The sequence below is a fragment of the Synechococcus sp. J7-Johnson genome, from assembly GCF_024345795.1.
GTDB lineage: Bacteria > Cyanobacteriota > Cyanobacteriia > PCC-6307 > Cyanobiaceae > Regnicoccus_A.
Map to the genome: position 1 here is coordinate 46,484 of NZ_JAGQBU010000009.1, position 14,638 is coordinate 61,121.

At 67.9% G+C, this 14,638-nt stretch carries 13 protein-coding genes and 1 tRNA gene; 7 read left to right on the top strand and 7 right to left on the bottom strand.

From position 1 onward, the window contains the following. Positions 1 to 7 precede the first annotated feature (7 nt). Genes KBY93_RS06545 through KBY93_RS06560 form a run of 4 tightly spaced genes read left to right on the top strand, consistent with a single transcriptional unit; the run spans position 8 to position 3,753 of the window. Positions 8 to 1,294, top strand: a complete 1,287-nt coding sequence (locus tag KBY93_RS06545) for a glucose-6-phosphate dehydrogenase assembly protein OpcA (protein ID WP_255093466.1) — start codon at positions 8 to 10, stop codon at positions 1,292 to 1,294. A gap of 20 nt (positions 1,295 to 1,314) precedes the next feature. Continuing rightward, the gene (locus tag KBY93_RS06550; protein WP_255093467.1) at positions 1,315 to 2,793 is read left to right on the top strand and encodes a cobyrinate a,c-diamide synthase; all 1,479 of its coding nucleotides are present in this window, start codon (positions 1,315 to 1,317) and stop codon (positions 2,791 to 2,793) included. A gap of 2 nt (positions 2,794 to 2,795) precedes the next feature. Then, the gene (locus tag KBY93_RS06555) at positions 2,796 to 3,044 is read left to right on the top strand and encodes an acylphosphatase (protein WP_233129926.1); all 249 of its coding nucleotides are present in this window, start codon (positions 2,796 to 2,798) and stop codon (positions 3,042 to 3,044) included. Between the two features lie 22 nt (positions 3,045 to 3,066). Next, entirely contained in the window at positions 3,067 to 3,753 is a 687-nt protein-coding gene (locus tag KBY93_RS06560) for a GAP family protein (RefSeq protein ID WP_255093468.1), read from the top strand. Here KBY93_RS06560 and KBY93_RS06565 read toward each other — a convergent pair. The 4 genes from KBY93_RS06565 to folD are packed head-to-tail and all read right to left on the bottom strand — an operon-like array spanning position 3,750 to position 7,603. Beyond that, the gene (locus tag KBY93_RS06565; protein WP_399222711.1) at positions 3,750 to 5,222 is read right to left on the bottom strand and encodes an AAA family ATPase; all 1,473 of its coding nucleotides are present in this window, start codon (positions 5,220 to 5,222) and stop codon (positions 3,750 to 3,752) included. The genes KBY93_RS06560 and KBY93_RS06565 overlap by 4 nt on opposite strands. After that, the gene (locus tag KBY93_RS06570) at positions 5,204 to 5,749 is read right to left on the bottom strand and encodes a divergent PAP2 family protein (RefSeq protein ID WP_255093469.1); all 546 of its coding nucleotides are present in this window, start codon (positions 5,747 to 5,749) and stop codon (positions 5,204 to 5,206) included. The genes KBY93_RS06565 and KBY93_RS06570 overlap by 19 nt, the downstream gene beginning before the upstream one ends. Further along, positions 5,746 to 6,648 carry a geranylgeranyl diphosphate synthase CrtE gene (gene crtE, locus KBY93_RS06575; protein ID WP_255093471.1) on the bottom strand — a complete coding sequence of 301 codons (903 nt, stop codon included), beginning with the start codon at positions 6,646 to 6,648 and terminating at the stop codon, positions 5,746 to 5,748. Before crtE ends, KBY93_RS06570 begins: the two co-directional genes overlap by 4 nt. A 52-nt stretch (positions 6,649 to 6,700) precedes the next feature. Next, positions 6,701 to 7,603, bottom strand: a complete 903-nt coding sequence (folD, locus tag KBY93_RS06580; protein ID WP_255093473.1) for a bifunctional methylenetetrahydrofolate dehydrogenase/methenyltetrahydrofolate cyclohydrolase FolD — start codon at positions 7,601 to 7,603, stop codon at positions 6,701 to 6,703. A 75-nt stretch (positions 7,604 to 7,678) separates the two neighbouring features. Between folD and KBY93_RS06585 the strand changes: the two genes are divergently transcribed. The 3 genes from KBY93_RS06585 (at position 7,679) to KBY93_RS06595 (ending at position 11,558) form a co-directional block, all read left to right on the top strand. Next, a complete protein-coding gene (locus tag KBY93_RS06585; RefSeq protein ID WP_255093474.1) occupies positions 7,679 to 9,772 on the top strand; it encodes an HDIG domain-containing metalloprotein in 2,094 nt (697 codons plus the stop codon). Between the two features lie 103 nt (positions 9,773 to 9,875). Next, complete coding sequence (locus KBY93_RS06590) at positions 9,876 to 11,003, top strand: sirohydrochlorin chelatase (protein WP_255093476.1); 1,128 nt, start codon at positions 9,876 to 9,878, stop codon at positions 11,001 to 11,003. Between the two features lie 321 nt (positions 11,004 to 11,324). Beyond that, entirely contained in the window at positions 11,325 to 11,558 is a 234-nt protein-coding gene (locus KBY93_RS06595; protein WP_255093532.1) for a DUF2811 domain-containing protein, read from the top strand. Between the two features lie 166 nt (positions 11,559 to 11,724). On the opposite strand, the gene KBY93_RS06600 is transcribed toward KBY93_RS06595, so the two are convergent. From KBY93_RS06600 to KBY93_RS06610, 3 genes are all read right to left on the bottom strand, one after another. Beyond that, positions 11,725 to 13,404, bottom strand: a complete 1,680-nt coding sequence (locus KBY93_RS06600; protein WP_255093477.1) for a GMC oxidoreductase — start codon at positions 13,402 to 13,404, stop codon at positions 11,725 to 11,727. A 103-nt stretch (positions 13,405 to 13,507) separates the two neighbouring features. After that, positions 13,508 to 13,584, bottom strand: a tRNA-Met gene (locus KBY93_RS06605). A 51-nt stretch (positions 13,585 to 13,635) separates the two neighbouring features. Further along, a complete protein-coding gene (locus KBY93_RS06610; RefSeq protein WP_255093478.1) occupies positions 13,636 to 14,619 on the bottom strand; it encodes an asparaginase in 984 nt (327 codons plus the stop codon). Positions 14,620 to 14,638 lie beyond the last annotated feature (19 nt).

A 14,638-nucleotide genomic window follows, 5' to 3' on the forward strand; every position in this document is an offset into this window, starting at 1 on the left:
CAACCCCATGTCCCCCCAGCTCACCCTTCAGGCCCCCGTGGCCCTGCCACCGCCCGAGCTCACCGACTACCTCGAGAAGCTCTGGAGCCAGGACCTCGAATCCGCCAGCGGGGCCTCCACCTTCACCCTGCTGGTCTGGCAACCGGCCTGGGTTGAGCAGCATCTGGTGCGTACCGGCCGCCTCGACGGCCCCGTCACCGGTGTGGTCCGCACTGAACTGCTGGAGGCCGCACGGGAGGCCGTGCTCACCTGTGATCTGCCCCTGAGCATCTCCCCCCTCTCGCCCAAGCTCGCCTGGGCCCTGGGTCAGCAGAGCGGTGACCATGCCATCGAAGATCTGCGCGGCCAGCACATTGACGCGGCGATCAGCGCCTTCCAGCCCCGTCGGCTGATCACTCTGGCGCCCACCCTCAACCACGGCCAGCCCCTGGAAACCCTGGTGGCGGCCTACTGCCCCCTGCCGGGCGAAGGCACCACCGCAGCCTGCGGCGATGTGGTGGTGCTGCGGGGCGATTTCGGTGCACTGCAGCAGGGTCTGCAGTTGCTGCAGCCTCTCGTGCCCGCTGATCTGCCCTGCTGGGTCTGGTGGAACGGTTCCCTGGATGAGGCGCCTGAATTGCTGGAGGCTCTCGCTGAACCTGGTCGCCGCCTGGTGATTGACACGGCCCTCGGCACCCCGCGCCGTTGCCTGGACCTGCTGGAGAGCTGCGTGGGCAGCGGTCAGCCCGTTAACGACCTCAACTGGCTGCGGCAGCGCGCCTGGCGGGAATCGCTGGCCATGGTCTTTGACCCCCCCAGCCGCCGTGACGCCCTCAATCACGTGGTGCAGCTAGACATCGACGTCGAAGGCACCCATCCCGTGCAGGGCCTGTTACTGGCCGCCTGGCTGGCCGATCGCCTCGGCTGGCACTGGGTGGAGAGCAACGCCGCCGCTGAGGAGGGGATCAGTGCCGAATTCGAGCGTAATGACGGAATCCCCGTCCAATTCCATCTCACACCCGTGCCTGTGGGTGTGCCCAGCAGCCATCCGGGCAGCGTGGTGGGTCTGCGCCTGATCTGCCAACCGCCAGGCAGCCAGCCCCTCTGCGTGATCCTCTGTTCAGAATCGGGCGGTTGTATGCGCCTTGAGGCCGGGGGCATGGCCCGGATGGAGCTGGCCGAGGAGGTGGTGCCGATGGCCCATGCCACTGATGAGTGGGAGATGGCCCGGCTGCTCGGGGGTGGACACGACTCCACCAATCCCCTGCTGGCCGCCGCGGCGCCGCTGGCTGCCAAACTCCTGCCCAACGCCTGACGGCCTGCGGGTTCGAAGCCATGGCCTGCCTGATCGCCGCCCCCTGCAGCGGCAGCGGCAAGACCCTTCTCAGCCTTGCCCTCAGCGCCCTGTTGCGCCGCAGCCGGGGCAGCGTTCAGGTCTTCAAGGTGGGGCCGGATTACCTCGACCCCCAGCTGCTGGGGCGGGTGAGCGGGCGGCCCTGCCGCAACCTTGACCGCCTGCTCTGCGGCCAGGAGTGGCTGCAACGGGCCTTCCATTGGTGGGGCAGCCAGGCCGACCACTGCCTGGTGGAGGGGGTGATGGGCCTCTTCGATGGCCGGGGGGCCAGCGCCGAAGGCAGCTCCGCCGAGGTGGCCAGCCTGCTGGGTCTGCCGGTGGTGCTGGTGGTGGAGGCCAGCCGGCAGGCGGGCTCACTGGCGGCCTTGGTGCGGGGCTTTCGTGATCACCAGCCGGGGCTTGAGCTGGCCGGGGTGGTGCTCAACGGAGTGAGTACTGAACGCCACCGGGCCCTGTTGAGCGAGGCCCTCGCCTCAATCGCCATGCCCTTGCTGGGGGCCTTGCCCCGCCACCCTGACCTGAGCCTGCCCTCCCGGCATCTGGGACTGCTGCCTCCCGATGAGCTGCAGGATTTCCAGGCCAGAAGCGAGGAGTGGGCCGCCCTGGCAGAGCGCCACCTGGATCTGGAGCGCCTGCTGCCTCTTCTGGCGCCGCCGCCGCCCCTGAAGGTCGCTGAGGGCAGCGCCCGCGATCCGATCCGCTGGTGCCTGGAGCGCTCAGCCCAGACACCAGCGGATCTGGAGTGCAACGAGCGCGGAGGGGAGCTGCCGATCGCCATCGCCAGCGACGCCGCCTTCCACTTCCGCTATCCCGAAGCCACGGAACTGCTCACGGCTCTGGGTGTGACCGCTCTGCCCTGGCAACCCCTGGCCGATCAGCCCCTGCCCCAGGGGTGCCGGGGGGTGATCCTGCCGGGGGGTTACCCGGAGCTGCATGCCGCTGAGCTGGCCGCCAGCCATCGCAGCCAGTGCGACCTGAGGCGGGCCGCCGCCGCCGGCCTGCCGATCTACGCCGAGTGCGGCGGCCTGCTGCTGCTTGGCCAGATGCTGGAGGATCCCCTGGGTGAGGCCCACGCCATGGCCGGCCTGCTGCCGTTCAGCGCCAGGCGCGGTTCGTTGCAACTGGGCTATCGCCAGGCCACTCCCCTAGGCGACGGTCTGGTGACCCGCCGCGGTGAGGTGCTCGCTGGCCATGAGTTTCACCGCTGGGAACTGAGCGACACAGCCATGGACGGCAGCGAACGGCTGTGGCAGCTTGAAGGCTGGGGTTGGGCACCGCGGCTGGAAGGATGGACGACACCAACAATTCACGCAAGCTGGCTGCACCTCCACTGGGCTGGATGTCCGGAGATCTGCCGGCGCCTGCGCAACGCGGTCGCCCAGGCGACTCCTTTCCCCGAGGCAGCGTTGACAGCCGGGGACGCAGCGCTGGCAGTGCCTCCATTGAGCGCTGGCGCCTAATCGTGAGTGGCCGGGTTCAGGGGGTCGGCTACCGGCAGGCCTTGTGCCAACGTGCGCAAGCCCTTGGCCTGGGGGGTTGGGTGAGGAACCGCTCCGACGGTCGGGTGGAACTGGAGGCGGAAGGATGCAGCCACGACCTCGAGCAGCTCAGGATCTGGTGTGAGTCGGGCCCTGCCGGTGCCCAGGTGAGCAGCGTCAGCGAGTGCATGATTCCGCTCGATGGGCACGATTGGTTTGAGGTGCGTCGTTGAGCCTCGATCTCTCGCCAGCCCCATGACCGATGCCAAACTCTGGGCCGAGCTGCTGACCTACGGCAGCGTCATCAGCCTCAGTCCGATCCACATCGGCCTGCTGTTGTTGCTGCTGCTCGGGCCCGATCCCCTGCGCCGGGGCGGTCTGTTTCTGCTGAGCTGGATTCTCACCATCGCCACGATGATGGCCTTGCTGCTGTCGGTTGGTCATGGCCTGCTGCTGACCATGGAGCAGGGCAGCGACCACCGCACCGGCCTGGATCTGATCGGTGCCGGGGCTCTGCTGGCCCTGGGGATCAGGGATCTGCTGCCCACCAAGGCCGGCGCAGAAGAACCCGCTGGTTGGATTCGCCAGCTGGATCGCTTCTGCGCCCTGCCGCTGCCGCTGTTGATCGGCGTGAGTGTGGCGATCGAGGTGGTCAGCCCCGACGACCTGGTCCTGCTTGCCAAGGGGGCCTCCGCCCTCCTGGCCGCCGGCCTGGGTCGCGGCCAGGAGGTGCTTTTGGCCGGCCTTTTCAGCCTGGCGGCCAGTCTGCTGCTGCTGCTGCCGTTGCTAGGGGTGGCCCTGGGCCGTGAGCGGGTGCTGCCACTGCTGCAGCGGGGCAAGCAGAGCCTCTACGCCAATGGTGAGCTGGTGATGGGCACGATCAGCCTGGCCCTGGCGGCCTATCTGGCCTGGCAGGGCATCGAGGGGCTTCAGCTGGCCTAGGTAGCACTGGGATCTTCAGCAAGAGCCTCCTGCCAGCGGCGGCGATCCGCCGCATCGCCCGGACCTCCTGCCAGCCATACGCCGCGCCGTGCCCTGGTCACGGCCACATAAACCAGCTGGCGACGCAGGCGCAGGTCGGACGGCCAGAAAACATCCGCATCGATGAACACCTCTCCGAACCCACTCCCCTGGGAGCGATGCACGGTGAGCACAGCGGCAGGGCCAAGCGAGGCGAAGGCATCACGCACCAGGAAGTAGCGGCGCCAGAGGGAGCGGCCCCTGTCCTGGCCCGCCTCCCGGGCCTGCCGCCGCAAGGACGCCAGCACGGTTTCCAGCTGCTCCCTGGCGGCGGTTCCAACCGGCGGCAGCAGGCGCAGACTCAGGGGGTTCTCCCCGAAGACCACTTCCACCAGCTGGGTGTCGATCACCGGGGCATCCGCCACGCCGAACTCGGCCAGGTCGCAGCGCTCCGGGGTCACATCCCGCACCAGCAGCTCCCGGTTCGAGGCCAGCACCATGTCTGGCTCCTCTCCCTCTGCGGCCCCCTGGCGGCAGGCTGGCGCCATCACCGCCATGCGGCTGAGCAGCACTTCGCCGGGCAGCACCGGCAGCTGGTCGGCCATGGCGCCATGGATGGCGCGGCGGGCCAGGGGCACCAACCGCTCCAGCGATCGATTGGTGTAGCAGAGGATACGCGCCTCATCGGGATCGTCGCTGGCGGCGGCCCTGCGCAGAGCAGCCTGGGCGGACTCCAGCCAGGCGCTGCGTTCCAGCACCACCACATCCCCCTGGGCCGTCTGTCGTCGGGGCCCCACCGGCGGTAATCGGCAAGGAAGCTGCTCCTGGCGCAGAGCGGTGGCCAGGCGCAACACGGGCCCCTGGTGGCGCACCACTTCGCTGAGATCGGCGCGGCAGGCCCGCTGCAGCGCGAACACCGGGCTGCTCGCTTCCCCCACCGGCGGCAACTGGGCCGGATCCCCCACGAACACCAGGCGGGTGCCGTAGGGATGGGCCCCCTGCAGGCTGAAGCGCAGCAGGCTGCCGTCCACCATCGAGGCCTCATCGATCAGCACCAGCCCCAGGTGCTCCAGGGCCAGGGCGGTCTGATCGGTCTCCTCGCAGACCTCGTGCCCCCCCTGGCGGCGCAGCTTCAACCGCAGCAGCCGGTGCAGGGTGGAGGGGTGCCAGGTGGGCCGCAGTCCCGCCCGCTCCACATATCCCCGCAACACCCCGACAGCCTTGTGGGTCGGGGCCACCGCGGTCCAGCAGAGACCCCTGGCTTCTGCCGCGGCCAGGAAGACCATTGAGAGGAAGGTCTTGCCGGTGCCGGCATAGCCGCTGAGAACGAATGGCTCATCCCGGGCCGGTCGCGCCAGCCAGGCCGTGAAGGTGTCCACGGCGAGGCTCTGGGAGAGGGTGAGCTCCAGGGGGGCAGCGGCTGCGCCGTCGTTCAGGCCAGGGGCAGCCAACCCCACCCCTGGGCGATCTGCAGCGGGGATCCGGCCAGGGCCAGCCCTGTCAGGGCGATCGCCGGGCCGATCAGGCTGCCGGCCAGCACCTCCAAGCGGGTGTGGCCGAGGCTTTCTTTGAGGCGGTTGAGCGGTGCCGTGGCGGCCGCTGGCTGTGGCCGTGGCTCGGGGGTCCAGAGGGAGGCTGGCAGTGAGTTGAGGCGGGCGGCCTGCAGACCCGCGGCCCGGCGTACACCGCTGGCGTCGTACATCACGATGAAGGCGATGGTGCAGGCGAAGGCGAAGAGGGGATCAGCGAAGCCCAGCTCCCAGCCGATGCCGGCGCAGGCTCCGGTGACCAGGGCCGAGTGGCTGGAGGGCATGCCACCGGTTTCGAACAGCACAGCCGGCCGCCAACGGCCGTGCTCCACCAGTTCCACCAGCAACTTGCCGAGCTGGGCCAGACCACAGGCAATCAGAGCCCAGGCCAGCACTCCGTTGTCGAGCAACTGAATCAGGGGACCAGCCGAGAAGGGAGAACCGATCATCGGTCGCGGCTCGTGATGTAGTCGGCCAGAGCGAGCAGAGGCTGGGCATTGGCCTGCCAGGGCTGGAGGGCAGCCTTTGCCTCCGCCACCAGGGCGTCAGCCCGCTGCCTCGATTCCTCCAGCCCCAGCAGTTTGGGGTAGGTGGTCTTGTCGGCGGTGAGGTCCTTGCCTGCTGTCTTGCCCAGCACTTCGCTGCTGGCGGTCAGATCAAGGATGTCGTCGATGATCTGGAAGGCCAGACCAATGCCGCGGGAATAGGTGCGCAGCCCCTGCAGCAGGGGTTCTGAGGCCCCGGCGATCATGGCCCCGGTGAGCACACAGGCCTGCAGCAGGGCGCCGGTCTTGTGCAAGTGTATGTACTCCAGGGTGTCAAGGTCCACGTCCTTGCCCTCCGATTCCAGGTCGACCACCTGACCGCCCACCAGCCCCGGAGCTCCGGCGGAGAGGGACAGTTCACCGACCACCTGCAGCAGACGCTCCGCCGGCACGCCCGGGCTGCGCAGGGCAACCATCTCGAAGGCTCGGGTCAGCAGGGCATCACCGGCGAGGATCGCCTGGGCCTCGCCATAGACCTTGTGGTTGGTGGGACGGCCCCGGCGCAGGTCGTCGTTGTCCATGGCGGGGAGATCGTCGTGGATCAACGACATCGTGTGGATCATCTCCAGCGCCACCGCTGTGGGCAGGGCCAGGTTCACCTCGCCGCCTGCCAGCTCACAGGCCGCCAGACAGAGGATCGGACGCAGGCGCTTGCCACCGGCCAGCAGCGAATAGCGCATCGCTTCCCGGAGCGACTCCGGCCGCTCAGGCCCCAGAGCCGCCTCAAGGGCCAGTTCCACCTGCCCCCGGGCCGACTCGAGGTAGGCGGCGAAATCAAATTCCGTGCTCACCGCCACGGCCATGGATACCAGCGCGCTGGCGGGGATTCTCTCAGGCCACCGGTCCGGCAGTGGCTCAAGGCAGCAGATCCGCCAAAGGATTGTCAGCAGAACCTGGGCCCGGATCACCCGCCTCCGTCCGCCTCCACCAGCTCACCACGGTGTTAACCAGCAGCATCGTCACCGTCATGGGCCCCACACCACCCGGCACGGGTGTGATGGCGCTGGCCAGCGGCTCCACCTCCTCGAAACGGACATCACCGCAGAGGCCCCCATCCAGGCGGTGAATGCCCACATCCACCACCACGGCCCCGGGGCTCACATGCTCGGCGCCCACCAGGCGCGGCCTACCGGCGGCTACCACCAGAATTTCCGCCTGGCGGGTGAGACCGGCCAGGTCGGTGGTGCGGGAATGGGCCACGCTCACGGTGGCATCAGCGGCCTGCAGCATCAGGGCCATCGGCTGACCCACCAAAATGCTGCGGCCCACCACCACGGCCCGGCGGCCGGCGGGATCGATCCCATGGCGGGCCAGCAGGGCCATCACACCCGCCGGTGTGCAGCTGCGCGGGCCCGGCTCTCCCTTGAGCAGCCGGCCGAGGTTGAGGGTGTGCAGTCCATCTGCGTCCTTGGCCGGATCGATCGCCGCCAGCAGGGGTGCTTCCTCCATACCTGCCGGCAGGGGCAGTTGCAGCAGGATTCCATCCACCGCCGGATCATTGTTGAGTGCCGTGATCGCGGCCAGCAGTTCTGCCGGAGCGATGTCAGAGCCCAGGTGCTTCACCAGGCTGTGGATGCCCACGCGGGCACAGGCCTTCGCTTTATTGGCCACGTATACGCCACTGGCGGGATCATCTCCCACCCGCAGCACCGCCAGACCGGGTGCGCGGCATGCCCGCTCAAGCCTGTCGCTGATGACTGCGCGCAGGCGATTCTCCAGCTCGGACGCCAATTGGCGGCCATCGAGGCGAAGGGCCATCGGTTCATGCTTGCTGTCAGCCCAGCATGCAGTGGAGCGTGCGCAGGCGCCCTGGCTAGCGTTTGACCTCAGGCAATGGTGAAGGTGCTGCGACGGGGTCGCCTCAAGAACATCTGGCGGCAGCTGTTGCGGCAGGAAAGCCCATGCCAGGCCCTCTGCTCCTGGCGCCGGCTGGACTGGGCTGCGATCCTGCTGGCCAGTGCGCTGGTGGCCCTGATCTCCAGCTGGCCCTGGCTGGTGGAGCCGAGCCTGCGGCCGGGCATTCCTGCACCGATCAGCGTCAGTGCGCCCAAGGACGCCACCGTCATCAACAGCGAGGCCCTGGAGCAGCGTCGCTCCCAGCTGGGGACCCGGACCCATGTGCAGGTGGTGGATCTGGAGGCCAACAGGGTGCTGCAGGAGCGGCTGGAGCGCCAGTTGCTGGAGCTTGATCAGGTGTCGCGCAGTAGCCAGACCCGTGTTGGACCCCTAAACCTCAGCTCCCTGGAGCAGACCTGGCTCGTGGGCCGCGACCCGAAGGATCTCAACAGCTGGAAGCTGGCTCTGCGCAAGTCCCAGCAACGCATGCTCAGCCAGGGGATCGTGGGCAACCTCGCCAAGCGCCAGCTGGAGCAGGCTGCCCGCCTTCAGCTTTTGCCGATGGAGGAACCCGGACTGAGCCTGGGTGGGCGCCTGTTGGCCACGAACCTGCAGGGGCGCACCAATCTGCGCACCGACACGCTGATGAGCCAGCAGCTGATCGAGGAGCTGCTCAGCCAGCAAGGCATTCCCCGGATCGTGGTCAAGAAGGGGGATCTGATTGCCCGCCGCGGGGAACCGATCAGTCCCCAGGCCTACGACGTGCTCGATTATTTCGGGATGGTGAACCGCAGGCCGCTGCTCTGGGCCTGGATGGGCTATTCCATCGAAGCCCTGGCCGGCTGCATCGTGATGGTGCTGATCATGCGGAGATGGCGGTGCAGCCTGGAGCCGCGCCACGCACTGCTGGCCCTGGCGATGCTGGCTGTGGTGCAGGGTTTCAAGCTCTGGCTGGGAAACGCCGCCAGCCCCCTGGCTCTGCTGGTGCCCCCCACCCTGCTGTTGGCCCAGGCCCTGGGAACACCGGCTGGCCTGGCCTGGCTGGCGGTGGCCAGCCTGATCTGGCCCCAGCCGCTGGATGATTTCAGCGAAATCCGCCTGCTCGTGGCGGCCCTAGTGGCGCTGGCTGGGGCGCTGCTGGCCGGACGCCAGCGCAGCCGGGCTCAGCTTGTGCAGCTGGCGACCCTGCTGCCGGTCGGTGCCCTGGTGCTGCAGTGGCTCGTGCTGCAGAGCGTGGCCCTCTGGCATGGGCGCACCCAGGTGCTTCCCAGCGGCACCGAACTGGCCGCCGAGGCCCTGCTGATGGGGGGGCTGCTGATGGGGGTCCTGCTGCTTGGGCCTCTAGTGGAGAGCTTCTTCGGGCTGCTGACGCGGGCACGCCTGCTGGAGATGGCCGATCTGGAACGTCCGCTGTTGCGCCGCCTCTCCACCGAGGCCCCGGGTACCTTCGAGCACACCCTGATGATCTGCGGTCTGGCCGAGGAGGGTGCCCGGGCTATCGGTGCCGACGTGGACCTGATCCGCACAGGCTCGCTCTATCACGATGTGGGCAAATTGCATGCGCCCCAGTGGTTCATCGAGAACCAGTCCGAGGGGCCCAACCCCCACGATCAGCTCGATGATCCCTTCGGCAGTGCCAAGGTTCTGCAGGCCCACGTGGATGAGGGCCTCAAGCTGGCGCGGAAGTACCGCCTGCCCCGCCCCCTCGAAGACTTCATTCCCGAGCACCAGGGCACCCTGCGGATGGGCTATTTCTTCCACCAGGCGCGTGAGCGCGATCCCTCCACTCCGGAATCCGCCTTTCGCTACCGCGGCCCCACTCCCCAGAGCCGGGAAACGGCGATCCTGATGCTCGCCGATGGCTGCGAGGCCGCCCTGCGCTCGCTGCCTCCGGGAACGTCGGAGCAGGATGCTGCGGCGATGGTCCGGCGCCTGATCGATGCCCGGCGCCTCGATGGACAGCTCCGAGACAGCGGCATCAGCCGCGGCGAACTTGAGCTGGTGATCCGCGCTTTCGTGAAGGTGTGGCGGCGTATGCGCCATCGCCGCATTCCCTACCCGATTCCGGCGCACAAGGCCTACAGCGCCTGAGCTGGCGAACAAGAGTCAATATCGCCAAGCATTTCTGCCCTCTGCCTGCGGTCCCTGAACTGCCCCGGGGGGAGCGATAGGGTCCCTCCAGGCAGGACGGCCCATGGTTTTTTCTCCAGCGCAATCCCTGGCGGCCCTTGGCCCCCACGGCAAACTCGGTGTGATGGTCTGCGGCCATGGCAGCCGCAATCGACTTGCCGTGGGCGAGTTCGCTCAGCTGGCCGAGGGGTTGCGCACCCTTCTGCCGGGCGTTCCAGTCGACTACGGCTACCTGGAATTCGCCCGCCCGATCCTGCGGGATGGCCTTGACAATCTGCGCAGCCAAGGCGTGGAGCACGTGCTGGCGGTGCCGGGAATGCTGTTCGCAGCCGGTCATGCCAAGAACGACATCCCCTCGGTGCTCAACACCTATGCAGCCGAAACCGGCCTGCGCATCGATTACGGACGGGAGCTGGGGATCGACCGCAAGATGATCCAGGCTGCGGCCGCCCGGATCTCCGCCTGCCTGGAGCAGGCGGGCCCCTCCGTAGCCCTGCACGACACACTGCTGGTGGTGGTTGGACGCGGTTCATCCGATCCCGATGCCAACTCCAACGTCAGCAAGGTGACGCGGATGCTGGTGGAGGGCATGGGCTTCGGCTGGGGGGAGACCCTGTACTCCGGAGTCACCTTCCCGCTGGTCGAGCCGGGCCTGCGCCATGCGGTCAAGCTGGGCTTCCGACGCATCGTCGTCTTTCCGTACTTCCTCTTCTCGGGGGTGCTGGTGAGCCGGATCCAGCAGCACAGCCAACGGGTGGCGGCCGATCACCCCGAGATCGAGTTCCTCTCAGCCAGCTACCTGGGGGATCACCCGCTGGTGCTTGACACTTTCCGTGAGCGGGTGGAAGAGGTGATCCGGGGGGACACGCAGATGAACTGTTCCCTGTGCAAGTACCGGGCCCAGGTGCTGGGCTTCGAGAGTGAGGTGGGGGCTCCCCAGCGCAGCCACCACCACCACGTGGAGGGTCTGGTGGAGAGCTGCACTCTCTGCGAGCGGGAGTGCACCGGCGCCTGCCAGCCCGACGGAGTGCCGATTCCCCTGAGTCACAGCCACGGGCACGAAGACCACGCCCACAGCCATGCCCACACCCACGCGCCCTATCCGCAGGCGGACCATCCGCTTGGGCCCCGCAGCCTGGGAGTGGCTGGCTCATCTGTCTCGGTCCCAGCCGAGTCGCAGGAGACACATTAGGCATCAGCCCTGCTGATGCATCAACGATTTCCCCAGGCCAAGGGGGTTTTCCCCAGGTCGAGAGGGGCTTTTCCACAGGTTTAGGGGTCGAACAGGCCGCCACGGCGTTGGGCCTGGGGATTCCGCTCTTCCCCAGGCCCAGAACTTGACAGTCCGCTCCCAGCCCTTTGCGCCCCCTGCCGGGATCTCGCCAAGGCATGCCAGGCCGCTCATGGGCTGGCTGTCTCAGGCTTGGGCCAGGTGGATTCGACGCCGCCAGGCCGCTTTGACGACACCCCCCTCTCCGTGGCTTTCTGGGGTCACTTCAGAGGATCCATGCCCATGCATCACGATGGCCTAGAGCCCCGGTGCCGCGCAGACATCAGCCTGGAAGCGGAGATCCCCGAAGACCTCTTCAATGGCATGCACGAGTTCATGCGCAGCCACCCCCATTGGGATCAGTACCGCCTGATCACCTCCGCCCTGGCCGGCTTCCTGTTCCAGAACGGCTGCAGTGATCGCTGCGTCACCCAGCACTACCTGGATGGACTGTTCATGAAGGCCGGCTCAAGCTGAAGTCAGGGCAGGCAGCGGTGAAAAAACTCAAAAAAAAGCGGAAGCTGCCGCTCCCGCCGTTTCTCCCTTGCCCGACCCGTTGAAAGGTCGCCTGCAGATTGTGCGGCCTGAGATCCAGCCGGGTTGTGGTCATCGACACCAGTTGCACCCGCTGGTGTGCAGCCGCTCACATCCCGGAGCGGCGCAGATCCGCCGCCGCTCGCTCGCAGGCTCGCCAGGTGATCGCCATTTCCGTCAGGGTCGGGCTCTGCCAGCCGGCGCTGGGCCAACAGGACCCGTCGGTCACCAGCAGGTTCGGCGCTTGCCAGTGGCGGTTCCAGGGATCAAGCACTCCGTCCTCCCGACTTGAAGTCATGCGCGCGCCGCCCAGCTCGTGGACGTAGTAACCGGGCGGTGCGGCCGTGGGGGCGAGGGCCACGCTGCGGCAAAGCAGGGGTTCAGCCAAGGGGAACAGGAACAGGTCCTGGAGGGGGTGGATCTCTCCGCCGCCGGCCGCCACCACCTGCTGCATCCGCTCCTGCATGTGCGCCACCATGCGCAACTCGTTCTCCCCCCAGTGGCAGTCGATGTGAGCGGCCGGCAGCCCCCAGGCGTCGCTGACTGAGGTGCTGAGCGTGAGCCGGTTTCCGGCCTGGGGCAGCACCTCGCCGTGACCGATCAGGAAACCCACCCCTTCGCGGGGGTGGCGCTTGAACGGCGCTGGTGGATCAAAGCGCTGCACCCCCACCCAGATGCCATAGCCGCGCAGGAAGGGCAGATCACCGCGGCCATCGAGATTAAGTGTGTTGGGAATGAAGGCGCTGCCAGCCCCTGACAGTTCCGCCACCTCAGCTGGTGGGGGCTGATTGGACAGGGCAAAGAAGCGGCTGCTGGAGATGTGATCCATCAGGTACCGCCCCAGGCAGCCCGAGCCATCAGGCAGGCCCCGGCTCTGGTGCGGTTCGCCGGAGTGCAGCAGGATCCGCACGCTCTCGAGAGTGGAGGCACAGAGCACCACCAGTCGGGCCCGGGCACGGTGGCGAGCGCCGCTGAGTCGATCGAGAAAAACGACCCCATCTGCGAGCCCGCCGCTGCCGATCTCCACATGGCTCACCACCGCATTGCTGCGCAGGCAGACCCGGCCGATTTCCAGGGCACGGGCCAGGGCACCACCCTGGGAGCAGGAACGGGGCCATGGACTGCTGGCCGTACGCGGCTGCAGCCGGAAGCCGCGCGAGTGGATCAGGGGCAGGCCCAGCTCGCGGGAGATCGCGCCACCCAGGTGCTCCTCGGCGGGAGTGAAGGGCAGGGGAGGCAGGTACTGGCCGTCTGGAAGCTGGGGCAGCCCGTCGCACTGACCGTGCACCCCGAGCATGCGCTCAAGCCGGTCGTAGTAGGGGCTGAGATCCTCCCCGGCAATCGGCCAGGACAGGCCATGGCCATCACGCTCGGCCGCCTTGAACTCGTGGTCGGAGAGGCGCAGCGTGATGCCCCCCCAGGTGAGGCTCCTGCCGCCCACCTGCCGTCCGCGGCTCCACAGGAAGGGACGCTGCTCGGGAGTTGTGTAAGGGTTCTCGATCTCATCGACATACAGATCGGGGTTGGCCTTCCAGTACCCCGGATGCTGACTCTGCAGGTTCTGGCGTCCGCTGCTGAGGTTGGCCAGCCGGCGCAGGCTGTTGCCTGGCTCACGACCGAAGGCCCTTGACGGGCTCAGCTCGGGGCCCGCCTCCAGCACCAGCACCCTCAGACCCGCCTCCGCCAGCACCATCGCTGCCACACCGCCCGTAGCTCCTGAGCCCACCACCACGGCGTCATAGGTGATGGATGGATCGAAGCTTGGGGAAGTGGCAAGGCCAGACGACATCCGATGGCTTCTCAGCCGGCAGCAGGGGGGGACGTTAGGGCAGAGCTTTGTCGGGCCGCCATCAAAAAGCCCGGCCATCTTGAGATGACCGGGCTTCGTGATTTGGTGGCGGGGAGGAGATTTGAACTCCTGACCTTCGGGTTATGAGCCCGACGAGCTACCAGACTGCTCTACCCCGCGGTGCCGAAATGAGAGTACCAGCCCGAGGTGCCCGCCAGCAATCCGATGCCCTCAGGGGTTGGCGGCGTCGAAGCGCAACTCTCCGCTCACTGCCAGTTCGAGTCCCTCCCCGGGCACCAGGAACTGGCGCTTGAGGTCTTCGAGGGTGATCGGGGTGAGCCAGTCGAGCTGCTCAAGCAGGTGCAGAGCCACGGCGTGTTTGGCCCGGCTGGCGCCGTCCTCCACCTTGATCGCCAGACCAAGACCCTCGCCCACCCGGCTGAGGCATTGGATGCCCTCGGCCCCACCCTTGCTGATCACCATGCCGTGACCCCGGGCCATCAACTCGGTGTCGAAGCGGCCCTCACCGGCCACCAGTTCCGGGTAGGCGAGCATCGCCCGGCTGAGCCGTTCCAGATCCGCATGCTCGGAAGAGCCGAGATGGGCGAACAGCAGGGCCATCTGGGCCAGGGGCAGCTGCAGTGTCGGTGCACCGCAGTCGTCGCGAGCGGTGACCAGCTCGGCCCCTGGCAACCCCAGCAGCTCCCCGACCCGGCGCAGCATCTGTTGCTGCAGGGGATGGTCCACGTGCAGGTAGCTTTCCAGCGGCCAGTGCATACGCCGGCAGGTGGTGAGGAAAGCCGCGTGCTTGCCGGAGCAGTTGTGCTGGAGCGGGCTGTCGGCCCCCACCGGGGTCGGACACTGCAGCTGTTCGGCTTCGATGTCCGCGCTCCAGAGGATCTTGAAGGCCTCGCGGGCGTGGGCGGCGGTGCCGGCATGGGAGGCACAGGCAATGGCCAGTCCGCGGTCGCCACTGCCGGTCTGATCGGCGGCGCCGCTGCTCACGAAGACCATGGCCTGGAACGGCTTCAGCGCCGAGCGCACGAAGCTGAGCTGCTGGGGGTCACCGGCGCGCATCAGGACCCGGCCGCGCTTGTCGCAGACCACCGCGTGGACGCGATGGAGCGACTCCGCGATGCCGTTGCGCAGCAGGCGCACCTCAAGGGGTGGAACCCCGGGGCGCTGAGGGCTGCCGAAGCTGGAAGACAGGGTCATCGGGGAGAGATAGGGACCG